Annotated in this window: 9 protein-coding genes; 5 read left to right on the top strand and 4 right to left on the bottom strand. The window is 78.5% G+C overall.

Features of this window, described 5'->3' with window-relative positions; genetic code table 11:
- Positions 1 to 75: 75 nt before the first annotated feature.
- Both ACI79O_RS01130 and ACI79O_RS01125 read right to left on the bottom strand, forming a co-directional pair.
- A complete protein-coding gene (locus tag ACI79O_RS01130) occupies positions 76 to 2,892 on the bottom strand; it encodes an FAD-binding and (Fe-S)-binding domain-containing protein (RefSeq protein WP_456913147.1) in 2,817 nt (938 codons plus the stop codon).
- Positions 2,893 to 2,946: 54 nt separating this feature from the next.
- Positions 2,947 to 3,351 (bottom strand): cupin domain-containing protein, encoded by a 405-nt coding sequence (locus ACI79O_RS01125; RefSeq protein WP_456886053.1) that lies wholly within the window; start codon positions 3,349 to 3,351, stop codon positions 2,947 to 2,949.
- Positions 3,352 to 3,536: 185 nt separating this feature from the next.
- On the opposite strand from ACI79O_RS01125, the gene ACI79O_RS01120 reads away from it, so the two are divergent.
- Entirely contained in the window at positions 3,537 to 4,937 is a 1,401-nt protein-coding gene (locus ACI79O_RS01120) for an MFS transporter (protein ID WP_456913146.1), read from the top strand.
- Here the strand turns inward: ACI79O_RS01120 and ACI79O_RS01115 are convergent.
- Positions 4,885 to 6,219: a hypothetical protein gene (locus ACI79O_RS01115; RefSeq protein ID WP_456913145.1), complete on the bottom strand. Its 1,335-nt coding sequence runs from the start codon at positions 6,217 to 6,219 to the stop codon at positions 4,885 to 4,887. The two genes, ACI79O_RS01120 and ACI79O_RS01115, sit on opposite strands and share 53 nt — an antisense overlap.
- A 59-nt stretch (positions 6,220 to 6,278) precedes the next feature.
- Here ACI79O_RS01115 and ACI79O_RS01110 point away from each other — a divergent pair, with 59 nt between their 5' ends.
- A complete protein-coding gene (locus ACI79O_RS01110) occupies positions 6,279 to 8,036 on the top strand; it encodes a hypothetical protein (protein ID WP_456913144.1) in 1,758 nt (585 codons plus the stop codon).
- Here the strand turns inward: ACI79O_RS01110 and ACI79O_RS01105 are convergent.
- Entirely contained in the window at positions 7,928 to 9,325 is a 1,398-nt protein-coding gene (locus ACI79O_RS01105; protein ID WP_456886046.1) for a glycosyltransferase family 4 protein, read from the bottom strand. The genes ACI79O_RS01110 and ACI79O_RS01105 overlap by 109 nt on opposite strands.
- A gap of 71 nt (positions 9,326 to 9,396) precedes the next feature.
- On the opposite strand from ACI79O_RS01105, the gene ACI79O_RS01100 reads away from it, so the two are divergent.
- The 3 genes from ACI79O_RS01100 to ACI79O_RS01090 all read left to right on the top strand — a co-directional run bounded on the left by ACI79O_RS01100 (position 9,397) and on the right by ACI79O_RS01090 (position 15,543).
- Positions 9,397 to 10,128, top strand: coding sequence for a class I SAM-dependent methyltransferase (locus ACI79O_RS01100; protein WP_456913143.1), 732 nt, complete (start codon positions 9,397 to 9,399; stop codon positions 10,126 to 10,128).
- A gap of 179 nt (positions 10,129 to 10,307) precedes the next feature.
- Positions 10,308 to 11,288, top strand: coding sequence for a DUF3068 domain-containing protein (locus ACI79O_RS01095; RefSeq protein WP_456913142.1), 981 nt, complete (start codon positions 10,308 to 10,310; stop codon positions 11,286 to 11,288).
- A gap of 34 nt (positions 11,289 to 11,322) precedes the next feature.
- Positions 11,323 to 15,543, top strand: a complete 4,221-nt coding sequence (locus ACI79O_RS01090) for an alpha-(1->3)-arabinofuranosyltransferase domain-containing protein (protein WP_456913141.1) — start codon at positions 11,323 to 11,325, stop codon at positions 15,541 to 15,543.
- Positions 15,544 to 15,547: the final 4 nt, after the last annotated feature.

Genomic DNA, 15,547 nt, shown 5'->3' with positions numbered 1-15,547 from the left:
GGTCATTCCCCGGTCGGGCCCCAGGCAAAGGAAGCTATCCGCACGTGCCGGCCGCCGAGACGTGCGGAGAGCTTCCTATGCCTCGTCCAGAGCGTCGGCCAGCAGTTCGGCGAGCGAGCGCCCGGGGCGGCCGGCCAGCTGGTCGAGCTGGGTCCGGCAGGAGAACCCGTCGGCCAGGACGACGGCGTCGCTCCCGGCCGCGCGGACCGCGGGCAGCAGCTGCTGCTCGGCGATCGCCACCGACACGTCGTGGTGCCCGCGCTCGACGCCCCAGTTGCCGGCCAGCCCGCAGCAGCCGCCCAGCCGGGTGACCGTCGCGCCGGCCCGCCGCAGCAGCCGCTCGTCGGCCGCCCAGCCCATGACCGCGTGGTGGTGGCAGTGCGGCTGGGCGACCACCTCGACGCCGGCCAGCGACGGCGGCGCCCAGCCCTCGGTCGCGGTGAGCAGCTCGGCCAGCGTCCGGGTGCCCGCGGCGACCCGCGCGGCGGCGTCGTCGTCGACCAGCTCGACGGCGTCGCTGCGCAGCGCCGCGGTGCACGAGGGCTCCAGCCCCACGACCGGGATCCCGGCGTCGACCAGCGGCGCCAGCCGCCGCACGGTCTCGCCGATGATCCGCTTGGCGGTGTCGAGCTGGCCGGTGGTGGTCCAGGTCAGCCCGCAGCAGGTGTCGTCGGCGGGCACCTGCACCGTGTAGCCGGCGGCCTCGAGCACCCGCACCGCCGCGTGCGCCACCTGTGGGGCGAAGTGGTCGGTGAACGAGTCCACCCAGAGCGCGACCGGGGTGCCGTCGCCGGGGCGGGGGGTCCACTCCTGCCGGAAGGTGCGCCGCGCGAACGCCGGCAGGTCGCGGCGCTGGTCGACCCCGGCGGTCCAGCGCGCCAGCCGCCCGCCCAGCCGCGAGGAGGTGACCGCGTTGACCAGCCGCGGGGCCCGGGCGGCGAGGTCGGCCCACATCGGCAGCCGGCCCAGCAGGTAGTGCGAGCGCGGGCGCAGCCGCCGCCGGTAGGACTGGTGCAGCACCTCGGACTTGTAGCTGGCCATATCCACACCGGTCGGGCAGTCGCGCGAGCAGCCCTTGCACGACAGGCACAGGTCCAGCGCCGCGTGCACCTCCGGGGAGCGCCAGTCCCGCACCGGGCCGCCGGGGGCGAGCATCTCCTGCAGCACCCGCGCCCGCCCGCGGGTGGTGTCCTTCTCCTCCCGGGTCGCCGGCCACGACGGGCACATCACCGCGACGCCGGAGGGCTCGGCCCGGCACTTGCCGACGCCGGTGCAGCGGTGGACGGCGTTGGAGAGGTCGCCGCCGTCGTGACGGTAGGCCAGCGCCAGCCCGTCCCGGCGGCGCGGGGCGGCGGCCACCCGGACGTCGTCGTCGAGCGGCGCGGGCCGCACCAGCACGCCGGGGTTGAGCACGTCGGCGGGGTCGAACACGCCTTTGACCTGCGCGAACAGGTCCAGCGCGGCAGGGGAGTACATGCTGCCGAGCAGCTCGCTGCGGGCCCGCCCGTCGCCGTGCTCGCCCGACACCGACCCGCCGTAGCGGGCCACCAGCGCGGCCGCCTCGGTGACGAAGGCCCGGTAGGCGGCCCGGCCCCGGTCGGGCTCCCGGCCGAACGGGAAGTCGATCCGCACGTGCACGCAGCCGTCGCCGAAGTGGCCGTAGGGCACGCCCTGCAGCCCGTGCTGCTCCAGCAGCGCCTCGAACTCGCGCAGGTAGGCGCCCAGCGAGGTCACCGGGACGGCGGCGTCCTCCCAGCCGGCGTGCGCCGGCCGCCCGTCGGAGGTGCGCGCGGCCAGGCCGGCGCCGTCCTCCCGGATCCGCCAGATCGCGGCGGCGTGCGCGACGTCGGTGACCACCAGCGCGTCGACCGCCCCCGCGTCGGCGACCACGCCGGCCCCCTTGGCCGCCACCTCGGCGACCGTGTCGCCGGTCAGCTCCACGATCAGCCAGCCCGCGCCCCGGGGCAGGTCGGGGACGACGGCGGCCGGCACGTCGCGCAGCCGCTGCACGATCCGCTCGTCGAGGCCCTCGACCGCGGTGGGCCCGTGCCGCAGCAGCCCCGGCGTGGCGTCGGCGGCGTCGGCCATCGAGGGGTAGCCGAGCACCACCAGCCCGCGGTGCGGGGCGTCGGCGACCAGCCGCACGGTGGCCCCGAGCACGAGGGCGAGGGTGCCCTCGCTGCCCACCAGCGCGCGGGCGACGTCGAAGCCGTGCTCGGGCAGCAGGTGCTCCAGCGAGTAGCCCGACACCTGCCGGCCGAAGCGGCCGAGCTCGGTGCGGATGGTGGCGAGCTCGCGGCCGACCAGGACGCGGAGGTCGTCGAGCCCGTGGACGGCCGACCCGGAGGACAGCCGCAGCCGCTGCCCGGTGCCGGTGACCACGTCGAGGCCGACGACGTTGTCCGACGTCCGGCCGTAGCCCAGTGCGCGGGAGCCGCAGGCGTTGTTGCCGATCATCCCGCCGACGGTGCAGCGGTTGGCGGTGCTCGGGTCGGGGCCGAAGCGCAGCCCGTGCGGCCGGGCGGCGACCTGCAGCGCGGCCTGCACCACTCCGGGGTCGACGACGGCGGTGCGCGCCTCGGGGTCGATCGCGTGCACGCGGGTGAGGTACCGGCTGGTGTCGACGACGACGCCGGTGCCCACGGCGTTCCCGGCGATCGAGGTGCCCGCCCCGCGCATGGTCAGCGGCACGCCGAGCTCGCGGCACACCTCCAAGGCCGCGAGCACCTCGTCGGCGTGCCGCGGGCGGACGACGGCGCGCGGAAGTACCCGGTACAGCGAGCCGTCGGAGGAGTACAGCGCCCGGGCCAGGCCCGAGTCGTCGACGTCGCCGATCCCGGCCCGTCGCAGGGCCTCGGCGATCTCGGTGGTGGCGGCGTCGACGACGGTCACCGGACCAGTGTCCCCGGTGCCCCGCGCGGGTGCGGGAGGCACCGGGGAGGGCGGTCACTCCTGGGACGGCGGCTCGTCCTGCCCCGACTCCTCGGCCTCGTCGGCCTCCTCCTTGGTGTGGTGCACCGCGCCGTCGGCGTGCTCCGGCGGGCCGTAGACGGTGTAGAGGACCAGCGGATTGGGCCCGGTGTTGAGGAAGTTGTGCTTGGTCCCGGCCGGGACGACGACCAGGTCGCCCTGCGCCACCTTCTTGGTGGCCCCGCCGACCTTCGCCTCCCCGACCCCGCTGACGAAGGTCAGGATCTGGTCGATGTCCTCGTGGACCTCCTCGCCGATCTCCCCGCCCGGCGGGATGGTCATGACGACGAGCTGCGTGTTCTCCCCGGTCCACAGCACCCGGCGGAAGTCCGGGCTCTCCTCGGCGACGGTCGCGATCGTGAAGTGGATGACGGACGCCATCGGCGCGCTCCTCCCTGCTCCTGCGGCACCCGGACGGTGCCTCCCGCCGCTGCTCCTGCCCGCGCTCCGTCCGGGCCATGCGCGCCCGTTCCCGCCGGCCACTCCCGCCGGCGGCGCGCGGCTGCTACCGTCGACCGCGTCAGTTCGGGAATCCAACTGACAACGTCGAGTCCCTGGGGGCGTGCGTGTCCATCCCGGTCCGGTCCCGTCCGCCCGCTGCTGTCGACGCGGCGTCCCCGCAGTCGCGGACGCTGGCCGTCGTCGCCACCAGCACGCTGGTGGTGCTCGCCGCGTTCGTCACCCCGCTGGCCACCACGGTCGCCACCGCGCGCGAGCTGGGCACCGGCCCGGGCGGGCAGGCGTGGCTGCTCTCGGCGATGAGCGTCGGGCTGGCCGCGGCGCTGCTGGTCAGCGGCGCGGCCGCCGACGACCTCGGCCGGCGGCGCGTCTTCACCGCCGGGCTGGTGCTGCTGGCCGCGGGCGCGGCGGTGTCGGGCGCGGCGACGGGCACCGGCGTCTTCGTCGCCGGACGGCTGGCCGAGGGGGTCGGCGGTGCCGCGGTGCTCGCCTGCTCGCTCGGCCTGATCGCCCAGGTCTTCCCGCTGGGCCCGGCGCGGGCGCGGGCCGCGGCGGTGTGGGGTGCGGCCATCGGTGCGGGCACCGGCGTCGGCGGGCTGGCCGCGGTGCTGCTCGACGGCGACACCGGCTGGCGGGCCACGCACGTCGCCACCGCTGTCGTCGCCGTGCTGCTCGCGGTCGCCGCCCGGCTGCTGCTGCCGGAGTCCCCGCGCGGGCGCCGGCCGCGGGTCGACGTCGCCGGGCCGGTGCTGCTGGTCGCCGCGGTCACCTGCCTGCTCGTCGGCCTGGTCGCCCCCCGGTCCGGCGCCGGCACCGCGACGACGGCGGCGCTGCTGGCCGCCGGCGGGCTGCTGGCCGCCGGGTTCGTCCTCGCCGAGTCCCGCGTGCGCGCGCCGATGGTCGACCTCGGGCTGTTCCGCGTCCGCGGGTTCCACGCCGCGCTGCTGGGCGCCCTGGTCACCGGCGCGGCCACGGTCGGGCTGATGTCCTTCCTCGCCACGGTGCTGCAGCGCGCCCTCGGCGCCACCCTGCTCGCCACCACCGTGCTCGTGCTGGTCTGGTCGGCGGTGGCCACGGCGACCTCGGTCGGGGTGCGCTGGCTCCCCGCGGTCGACGGCCGGCTGCTGCTGGCCGCCGGCCTCGCCGTGTCGGCGGCGGGACTGGCCGCGCTCGCGGTCCTCGAGGCGGGCTCCTCGGAGCTGCGGCTGCTGCCCGGGCTGGTCGTCCTCGGGGTCGGCTACGGCGTGGTCAACGCCGCCCTGGGCCGCGAGGCGGTGGCGCACGTGCCGCCGGAGCGGGCCGGCATGGGCAGCGGCGCCAACAACACCGCGCGCTACCTGGGCGCCGCCGTCGGGGTCACCCTCGTGGTGCTGCTGGTCACCGCCGGCGACCCGGCGGGCACCGCGGCCGGGCTGGTCGCCGGCTGGGACACCGCCGCCCTGGCCGCCGGCGGCGTCAGCGCGGCCGGTGCGCTGGCGGTGCTGGCACTGCGACCGGCGCGCCGCTGACCGTCGCGCCCGCGACCTCCGCCTCGGCCAGCGGGTCCGCCGGCGGGGCGGGGGCGCGCCGCAGCCGCAGCAGGCCGACGGCGACCAGCAGCGCGCCGGCCCCCGCCGCGGTGGCGGCCACGGTCAGCACCGACAGCGCCCCGGCGGCCGCCAGCGCCCCCACGACGGTGGTCTCCAGCACCACGGCGCCCCACACCGCGGCCGCGGCGACCCGGTCGGCCGCGGCGATGCCGTTGTAGAGCAGCAGCTGGGCGAGCGCGAGGGCGGTGCCCGACGCGGCGAACACCCAGGTCCACCCGCCCAGGTGGGCGCCGTAGGCGGCGCCGCCGACCAGCGGCAGGGCGGCGGCGCCCAGGGCCGCGGTGGCCAGCGTGAGCGCCCCGCCGACCGCGGCGACGACGGCCAGCGCCGAGGACAGGGCCCGCCGCCGGCCGGCGGCGTCGGCCAGCCGGGGGAGGACGACCACGCCGACGCCCTGGGGCAGCCAGTACGCGACCTTGGCGAACACCGCGCCGACCGCGTACTCGCCGGCCAGCGCCGCGGGCAGGTGGTGGCGGGCGAGCAGCAGGTCGAGGTTGACCAGCAGCACCAGGCCCAGCAGCGCGCCCGACGCCCGCAGCGTCGACCGCGCCGGCCCGCGCAGGCCGCCGGACACCCCCGGCCGGCCGCAGCCGGCCCACGACACCAGTGCCCCCAGCGCGCAGCCGGCCGCCATGCCCGCCAGCGCCGCCGCGGGCGTCCCGCCGAGCAGCAGGCCGGCCACCGCACCGCCGGCCTTGAGCAGCCCGAACGCTCCCACGACGACCGCGAGCCGCCCGTAGCGGCCGGTGCCCTGGAGGATCCCGTCGTAGGCGCCGACCAGGGTGTGCGGCACGAGCACCGCCAGCATCCACACCGCCGAGGTGGGGTCGGGCAGCCGCAGCAGGGCGGTCACCGGCAGCACCGCGGCCAGGCCGACGAGCCCGGCCGCGCCCGCGGCCAGCAGCGCGGTGGCGTGCAGGCGCCGGGCGGCGGCGTCGGCCGGGCCCGACCGCGGGTCGCCCAGGTGCAGCGCGGCCGCCGTCTGCAGGCCCGTGGCCGGCACGACGCCGACGAGCAGGACGCCGAGCAGCGCGGCCAGCTCGCCGTAGGAGGCCGGGGTGAGCAGCCGCGCGGCGAGCACCGTGACGACGTAGGACAGCGCGCTGACGGCCAGCAGCGCCCCGGACAGCACGGCGGCCGGGACCGCCCCGGCGACGCGCGCGGCTCCCCCCTCCGGGTGCCGCGGGCGGGGGAGCGTCACGCGGCCGCCCTACCCTGCGGGGGCCCCGGTGCGGGGACCGGGAGCCGGGGGGAGGACGCGTGACGGGCGCCTTCGACGGCTCCGTGGACTCCGCCGTCGTCCCCGACCGCTCGCCGTGGCCGGCCCGGGTGCTCGCCGTGGCCGTCGCCGTGCTGGTGACCGCGCCGGCCCTGGCCCCCGGGCACGTGAACCTCGTCGACATGGTCTCGGTGCCCCGCCAGGACCTCGACCTCGACGCCCTCGGGCTGGGCGGCTCGCTGCCGCGGGCGGTCCCGGTCGACGGCGCGATGGGGCTGATCACCGCCGTCGTCCCCGGGGACCTGGTGCAGAAGGCGGTGCTGCTGCTGACCGTCGCCGCGGCGGTGCTCGGTGCCGCCCGGCTGGTGCCCCCGGGGCCCGACGGCCGGCGCGGACTGGCCGGGGCGGTCGCCGGGCTGGTCTACGGCTGGAGCCCCTACCTGGCCGAGCGGCTGCTCCTCGGCCACTGGGCGCTGCTGGTCGGCTGGGCGGCGCTGCCCTGGATCGTGCGGGCCGGCCTGCGGCTGCGCGCCGGCGAGCCGCGGGCGTGGCCGCGGCTGGTGCTCGCCGTCGCGCCCGCGGCGCTCACCCCCACCGGCAGCCTGCTGGCTGCCGGCGCGGTCCTCGCCGGCACCGGCCTGCGGCGCGCGCCCGCCGGGCTGGGTGCCGTGGCGCTGCTGTCGGCGCCCTGGGTGGTCGCCGGGGCGCTCAGCCCCGCCGGTGGCACCTCCGACCCGGCCGGGGTGGCCGCCTTCGCCGCGCGCGGCGAGAACTGGGCGGGCGCGGCGGGCGCGGTGCTCGGCACCGGCGGCGTCTGGAACGGCGCGGCGGTCCCCGACAGCCGGACGTCGGCGCTGGTCCCGCTGGTCACCGCGCTGCTGCTCGGGCTCGCCGTCGCCGGCTGGGCCGGCCGCGGTGCGCGCCGCGGCGCCGGCACCCGGCTGCTCGCGCTCGGCGCCGCGGGCCTGCTGCTCGCCCTCGCCGGGGTGCTGCCGGGCGCCGCGGCACTGCTCGAGGCGGCCGTCGCCGGGGTGCCAGGCGGGGGCCTGCTGCGCGACGGGCAGAAGTGGGCCGCCTGGTGGGCGCTGCCGCTGGCCGTCGGCGCCGGGCTCGGCGCCCGCCTCGCGGTCGCGGCCGCCGGCACGGTGCTGCCCCGCGCCGCCGCCGCGGCGGCAGCCGGGCTGGCGCTGCTGCTGCCGCTGGTCGCCGTCCCCGACCTGGCCTGGGGCGTCGGCGGCCGGTTGCAGCCGGCCGCCTGGCCGGGGGAGTGGCAGACCGTCCGCGAGGTGCTGGCCGACGACGGCGCGCCGGGCGACGTGCTGGTCCTCCCGGCCGGCGCCTACCGCGCCTTCGCCTGGAACGACGGCCGCACGCAGCTCGACCCGGCCGCGCGCTGGCTGACCCGGCCGGTGGTCGCCGACGACACGCTGGTCGTCGACGGCGCGCCCGTGCGCGGCGAGGACCCCCGCGCGGCGGAGGTGCTCCCCGCCGCCGGGGACCCCGACCGGCTGGCCCGGCTCGGCGTGGGCTGGGTGCTGGTCGAGCTCGGCACGCCCGGCCCGCCGGTGCCCGCGGCGGTGACCGCCCTGCCGCTGGTCGTCGACGGCTCGGAGCTGCGGCTGTACCGCGTGCCCGGCGCGGTCGAGGGACCGCGGCCCGGCGCGCTGCGGACCGCGGCGGTGCTGCTGGCTCACGGCGCCGCGCTGGGCGCGGTGGCGGGTGCCGCGTTGTGGATCACGCTCGCGGCGTCTATGGTCCCGCTGCGTCGCCGTCCCCCGGAGAATCGAGTCGCCGCGTGAAGACCCTCCTGGCCGTCCTGCTGTCCCTCGGCGCCGGCGCCGGTGTCGGTGCCGCCGCCGTCGCGGGCGTGACCGCCGTGGTCGACCCCGACACCTCCGCGGTCGAGCAGAGCGACCAGCAGCCGGTCGACGTCCTCGACTACGGCACCCGCGGCTGACCCGGTGCCGGCGTCCGCCCGCGCGGACGCCAGCACCGCACCCCAGCCCCGCACGCTCGACCCCCAGTCCAGCCCGGCGGCGTGGCGGGCCGCGGCCGCGCCCATGGCCGCCCGCGCGGGCGCGTCGTCGAGCAGCCGCTCCACCGCCGCCGTCAGCCCGTCGAGGTCGTCGGCGAGCAGGCCCGTGCGGCCGTCGAGCACCGACTCGGTGAGCCCGCCGGCCGAGCGGTAGCCCACCGTCGGCGTCCGGTGGGCACCTGCCTCGGTGACCACCAGCCCCCAGCCCTCCTTGACCGAGGGGCACAGGTGCACCCAGGCGCGCGCGAGCTCGGCGTGCTTGGCCTCCTCGCCGAGGAAGCCGTGGAACTCCACCCGGTGGGCGACGCCGAGCCGCGCGGCCTCGGCGCGCAGCCGCTCGTCCCACCAGCCCTCCCCGACGACCGCCAGCGACAGGTCCGGCCGGTGCCGGCCCAGCCGGGCCAGCACCTCCAGCGCGTGCTCGACCCGCTTGTGCGGCACCAGCCGGCCCAGCACCACCAGCCGGGGAGCGGCCGAGCGCTCCACCGTCACCGGCGGCGCCGGCTCGACGCCGTTGGGGACGACGGTCACCCGGGCGGGCGCCACGCCGAGGCCGGCGAGCTCGCGGCGGGTCGCGTCCGACACCGTCACGTACCGGGAGCGCCGGTACACCCACGGGGCCAGCCGCGACTCCAGCCACCAGCCGACGGCGCCGCCGAGCCGGCCGAACACGATCGGCCACTGCTCGCGGTGCACGTGGTGGACGAGCACCACCACCGGCGCGCGGGTGACCAGCGGGCTGCAGAACGGCAGCCCGTTCTGCACGTCGACGACCAGCCGCGGCCGGCGCCGGGCCACGTGCAGCAGCGCCCGCGGGTAGACCGCCAGCCGCCCGCCGCGGCGGACCACCCGCACGCCGCGGACGACCTCCTCGCGCGGCGCCCGCTCGTGCGCCGCGCAGAACAGCTCGACGTCCAGCCCGGCGGCCGCCAGGCCCTCGGCGACGCGGTGCACGTACCGTTCGGACCCGCCGCCCTCGGGGTGGCGCTCGTCGCGCCAGTTGACGAAGAGGACGTCGGCCGGCGGTCGTCGGCGGCGGGAGACGCGGATCACCCGCGGCACGATACAGACGCGTACCAGCCATTCCAGCCGCCCGAATGGTCGACAGAGGGAGACAGCACGGAATGGACCGAACCGCCACTCTGGAACGGTCGGTGCGCCTGTTCCGCGCGTTCCTGGTCGAGCAGACCGACCCCGACACGTTCTACGGCGCGCTGGCCGATGACTCCGTGCGGCAGCTGGCGCGGTGGACCGACCTCGCCGGCGCCACCGTCCTCGACGTCGGCGGCGGCCCGGGCTACTTCGCCCGCGCCTTCCGCGCGGCCGGGGCGACCTACGTGGGGCTCGAGCCCGACGCCGGGGAGATGGCCGCGCGCGGCGCGCCCGAGCCGGGCACCCTGCGCGGCAGCGGCGAGGCCCTGCCGGTCCGCACCGGCGCCGTCGACGTCTGCTACTCGTCCAACGTCCTCGAGCACGTGGCGCGGCCGTGGGTGATGGCCGAGGAGATGGTGCGGGTGACCAGGCCCGGCGGCACGGTCCTGCTGTCGTTCACGCCGTGGCTGTCCCCGTGGGGTGGCCACGAGACCGCGCCCTGGCACTACCTGGGCGGTGCCCGCGCCCGCCGCCGCTACCGCCGCCGCACCGGTCGGGAGCCCAAGAACCGCTACGGCGAGTCGCTGTTCGCCGTCTCGGCCGGGGCGGCGGTGCGGTGGGCGCGGCGCTGCCCCGACGCCGACCTGCTCGCCGTCCTCCCGCGCTACCACCCCTGGTGGGCGGCGTGGGTCACCCGCGTGCCGGGGCTGCGCGAGGTGGCGTCGTGGAACGTCGTCCTGGTGCTGCGCCGTCACTACCCGTGACAGCTGGTAACGGCGGTTACCGGCTCGGTCGTCGGGGCCGATAAAGGCGGGTACCGACCCGATCGGGGGACCGGTACCCGCGGGGACCGGCCGGAGTTGGCGTGTGGCCTACCCGACAGTAATGTGACGCCGCCGCGACGCCGCAGGAGCCGTCGCAACGCCTCGGGAGGTCCCTCCACATGCGCCGACGTGTCCTCGGGCTCGTTCTCCTGGGCCTGGGAGGCCTCTGCCTCGGTGCCGCCCTCGCCGTCCGGCTGTTCCTCGCGCCGGCGCTGGTGAGCCTGCCGCTGGACCAGGAGGCGACGTCCGAGGCGAGCGACGACGCGGCCACCTACCTCGACCTCGGGGAGCTCCAGGAGGTCCGGGGGCCGATCACCGCTCGGCTGACCGTCCAGGGCGACCCGTCCGCCGACGAGGCCTCCGACGACGTCGCGGTGTGGAACTACGGCACCGCCATCACCGACGAGGACGGCGAGCTGGTCACCGCGCCCACCGAGGTCGTCAACTGCCTCGACCGCGACACCGCTGCGAGCGTCGGCTGTGACGCCCGGTCGATCAACGGCGAGCCGGTCGACATCGAGGGCCTGACCCTCACCTTCCCGTTCGACACCGAGCAGCGCGACTACGACCTGTGGAACAACAGCGTCCGGGAGGCGGTCCCGGCCCGCTACGACGGCGAGGACGAGGTCGAGGGCGTCGAGGTCTACCGCTTCGTGCAGTCGATCCCGGAGACCGTCATCTCCCAGGTCGAGGTCCCCGGGACGCTGGCCGGCGAGTCGTCCGGCGACACCGTCACCGCCGACGTCGTCTACAGCAGCGAGCGGGAGATCCTCGTCGAGCCGGTCAGCGGCAAGATCGTCCGCTCGGTCGAGCAGCCGGTCACCGTGCTCCGCGGTCCCTCCGGCGACGACGGGGTGACCGTCCTCGCCGCCGACCTCGGCCCGTCCGAGGAGGGGGTGCGCACCGCGGCCGAGGGCGCGGCCGAGACCCGCGACCAGATCACGCTGGTGCAGCGAACCCTGCCGCTCGCCCTCGCCGGGCTGGGCGCCGTGCTCCTCGTCGCCGGTGTGCTCCTGTTCCTCCGCTCCCGGCAGGACGGCCACCGGTCCGCCGGCCCCGACACCCCCCAGCGGGCCGAGCCGGTGACCGTGACCCGGTGACGCCGATCGGCCCGCGCGGCCGGCTCCCGGAGCCGTGACCGCGACGCTCGCCCCCGAGCCCGCCGGGACCCTCCCGGCGGGCTCGGTCGCGTCCCGGGCGGCGACGGCGCCCGCGCCGGAGGCGGGCGGGGGACGGCTGCTGCACCGGGTGCGGCTGGGCGTCGTGTGCCTGGCCCTGCTCGGGTTGGCACTGTCGCAGTCACCCGGGCGGGTGATCGCCGACACCAAGCTCGACCTCGCGGTCGACCCGTGGGGCTTCCTCGGGCGGGCGCTGCACCTGTGGGAGCCCGAGGGCTTCGCCGGCCAGGTGCAGAACCAGGCCTACGGCTACCTCTTCCCGATGGGGCCGTTCTCCGCCCTGGGCGACGCGGTTGGCCTGCCGGCGTGGGTCGTGCAGCGGCTGTGGCTGGCGCTGGTGATGTGCACGGCCTTCCTCGGCGTCGTCGTCCTGGCCCGGCGGTTGAGCATCGGGACCCCGGCCGCGGGTCTGGTCGGCGGGCTGGCCTACGCCCTCGCCCCGCGGATGGTCACCGCGCTGGGCGCCACCTCGGTGGAGGTGGTGCCGATGGCCGTCGCGCCGTGGGTGCTGGTGCCGCTGGTCGGCGCTGCCGCGGCCCGCTCGCCGCGTCGGGCGGCGGCCGTGTCCGGGCTGGCGGTGCTCTGCGCGGGCGGGGTCAACGCGGTCGCCGCCGCCGCCGTGCTGCCGCTGCCGGTCCTGTGGCTGCTCACCCGCCCCGCCGGGCCGCTGCGGCGCCGGCTGGCCGCCTGGTGGGCCGTCGCGGTCGCGCTGGCCACCGCGTGGTGGGCCGGCCCGCTGCTGTTGCTCGGCCGGTACAGCCCGCCGTTCCTCGACTACATCGAGAGCGCCGACGTCACGACCGCGCCGACCGACGTGCTGTCGGTGCTGCGCGGGGTCGACCACTGGGTGGCCTACCTGGGCACCGCGAGCGGGCCGCTGTGGCCGGCCGGGTGGTCGCTTGTGGTCGACGTGCTGCCCGCGACCGGCACGCTGGTGCTCGCCGGCGCCGGCCTGCTGTCCCTCACCCGGCGTGACCTGCCTGAGCGCACCTGGCTGGTCCTCGGCCTGCTCGCCGGCGTCGCCCTGGTCACCCTCGGCCACCTCGCGACCGTCGACGGTCTGCTGGCCGGCCCGCTGAACGCCGCGCTCGACGGCCCGCTCGCGCCGCTGCGCAACGTGCACAAGTTCGACCTGGTCCTGCGGCTGCCGCTGGCGCTGGCGCTGGCGCACCTGGTCGCCGTCCTGGCCCGCCGCGCCGGAGAGCGGGCCCCCGACCGCGGGTGCGCGGCGCTCCCGGCCTGGCCGGCGGGGTGGCCGGGGCCGGGCACCGTGCTGGCCCGCGCGGTCCTCGCCGCCGTCGTCCTGGCCCTGGCCGCCACGGTCTCCCCGGCGGCGGCCGGACGGCTGGCGCCACCCACCGGGTTCGAGGAGGTCCCCGGCTACTGGGCGGAGGCGGCCGGCTTCCTCGCCGCCGACCGGGCCGGCGGCCGGGCGCTGCTGGTCCCCGGCTCGTCGTTCGGCACCTACGCGTGGGGCAGCCCGCAGGACGAGCCGCTGCAGCCGCTGGCGGACTCGCCGTGGGACGTCCGCAATGCCGTGCCGCTCACCCCCGAGGGCCACATCCGGGTGCTCGACGCCGTCGAGGCACAGCTCGCGACCGGCGAGGGCTCGGCGGGGCTGACCCGCTTCCTGGCCCGCGCCGGCTTCTCCCACCTCGTACTGCGCAACGACCTCGACACGGGGGCGGCCGGGTCCACGCGGCCGGTCCTGGTGCGCCAGGCGCTGCGGAGTTCCCCGGGCATCACGCCGGTCGCCTCGTTCGGGCCCGACGTGCCCGCGCTGCCCTACACCGACGGCGTCGTCCTCGACGCCGGCCTGGCGGAGCCCGCGCCGGCGCTGGAGGTCTACGCCGTCGAGGACCCGGCGCCGCGGGCGTGGACCGCTCCGCTGGCCGACGCGGTGACGGTCGCCGGCGGCCCCGACGCCGTGCTCGCCCTGGAGCAGCGCGGCCTGGTCTCCGGGCGGCCCACCGTGCTGGCCGGCACCGCACCCGCGGGCGCGGGTCCGACGGTGGTCAGCGACGCGCTGGTCCGCCGGGAGCGCAGCTTCGGCCGGATCACCCGGGCGACCTCCGCCGCGCTCGCCGCCGACGACCCGCGCCGCCTCCCCGGCCCGGCCCGCGACTACGCGGTGCCCGCCCCCGTCCTCGCGGAGACCGTCGTCCGCCACGAGGGCGGCACGCCCGGCGCGTCGAGCTCGGCCTCCGACGCCGGCAACCTCGGCGGCGCCCACCCCGACGCCTCCCCGTGGGCGGCGCTCGACGGCGACGTCTCCACCGCCTGGCGGCCCGCCGACGTCGTCGGCGGCGCGGGTGCGGCGGAGTGGCGGCTGACCACCGACCGGCCCTTCCTCGCCGCCGGCGTGACGATCACCCTGTCCGCCGACACCGCCGACGACGCCCCCGCCGAGGTCCGCCTCACCACCGACACCGGCACCATCACCCGGCCGCTGCGCGCCACCGCCGAGCCGCAGGACCTGCCGCTGCCCGCCGGCCGCACCAGCACCCTCACCGTGGGCGTCGACGCGGGCACCGGCGCCGCGCTCGCGCTGGCCGAGGTGGCGCTGCCGGGGGTGACCGTCACCCGCACCCTCGTGACACCGGCCCCCGACGGCGAGGTCACCGCCTGGGTGTTCGACGCGCTCGGCCCGCACGGGGCGGCGTCGGGTTGCGTGACCGACGCCGACGGCGACCCGCGCTGCGCCGCGGTCCTCGCCGCAGGCGCCGAGGAGGGCGTCGGTCTCGACCGCACGTTCACCGCGACCGCGGCGGGGGAGGCCGCGCTCGCGGTCACGGCCGCGCCGCGCCCGGGCCCGGCCCTGGACGCCCTGCTCGCCGAGGCCGGCGGGGTCGGCGTCGGTGTCACCGCGAGCAGCACCGCGGTGACCGACCCGCGCGCGAGCGCGCTGGCGGCCGTCGACGGCGACCCGGCGACCGCCTGGCGGGCGGCCGCGGACGACGACGCACCCACCCTCACGCTCGCCTGGCCCGAGCCGCGCACCGTCGACTCGCTGCGTGTGGTCACGACCCCGGGCCTGGCCGCGTCCTTCCCGACGGCGGTCACCCTCACCGCGGGCGGGCTGCCGCGCACCCTCGACCTCGACGACGACGGCGCCGTCCGCTTCGCGCCGGTGACCACCGACCGGCTCGAGGTGTCCTTCGAGCTGCCGCTGGAGCTGCAGACCCTCGACCCCGCCACCCGCTTCGTCACGCCGCTGGGTGTCGGGGTCAGCGAGCTCGAGGTCGGCGGTGCGCCCGCCACGCTCGATGCCGCCGCCCGCGTCACCGTCCCGTGCGGGGAGGGCCCGGTGGTCACCGTGGACAGGGCGCCCCGCCGGACGACCGTGACGACGACCGTCGGTGCCCTGCGTGAGCTGCGGGCCCTCGACCTGGAGCTGTGCGACGGCGCCCCGGTGCCGCTGGCCGCGGGCGAGCACCGCCTGGTCGCCACCGGCACCGACGTGCTCGCCGTCCGCTCCGCGACGCTGACCGGCCCGGGTGCACCCACCGCCCCGGGGAGTCGCGAGGCCGCCCGCGTGACCCGCTGGGACGCCGAGCACCGCGCCGTCGAGGTGGCCGCGCGGGACGAGGCCACGCTGCTGGTCGTCCCGGAGAACACCAACCCCGGCTGGACGGCGTCGCTGGACGGCACGGCCCTGGAGACGGTCGTCGTCGACGGCTGGCAGCAGGGCTACGTGCTGCCGCCCGGCGCGGCGGGGACGGTGTCGCTGGAGTTCGAGCCCGGGGCGGCCTACCGCGGCGCGCTGGCGGCCGGTGCCGGCGCGGTGGCGCTGCTCGCCGTGCTCGCGCTGCTGCCCGTCCGGCGCCCGCGGCCGGTCGAGGCGGGCCGGCGCACCCGCGGCGCGGTCGCCGTCGTCGGCGCGGCCGTGGTCGCCGGCACCGCCCTGGTCGGCGGCCTCGTCGGGCTGGGTCTGCTGGCGGCGGCGGTGCTGGTCGCCGGTGGCGTGGTCCGGGCGCGGCGGTCCGCCGTCCTGGGTGGGCTCGCGGCAGGGGCCGTGGCGGCCGCCGGCGTCCTGCTGTTCACCGTCCCCGCCGCCACCGGCACCGTCCGGCAGGTGCTCGCGGTGGCCGCGCTCGCGGCCGTGGCGGCCACCGTGCTGCCCGCTCCCGACCTCCGCCGGCCGGCCGGCCGGCTGCCCGGGCGCCGCCCGCGCTGAGCGG

The sequence above is a fragment of the Geodermatophilus sp. SYSU D00696 genome (assembly GCF_054050235.1).
The sequence above is the reverse complement of the archived record's forward strand: the minus strand, read 5'-3'. Positions and strand labels throughout refer to the sequence as shown.

Excerpts from the sequence above, each read along its gene's own strand:
- ACI79O_RS01095 (WP_456913142.1), top strand. The coding sequence starts at position 10,308 with ATGCGCCGACGTGTCCTCGGGCTCGTTCTCCTGGGCCTGGGAGGCCTC.
- ACI79O_RS01125 (WP_456886053.1), bottom strand. The coding sequence starts at position 3,351 with ATGGCGTCCGTCATCCACTTCACGATCGCGACCGTCGCCGAGGAGAGC.
- ACI79O_RS01100 (WP_456913143.1), top strand. The coding sequence starts at position 9,397 with ATGGACCGAACCGCCACTCTGGAACGGTCGGTGCGCCTGTTCCGCGCG.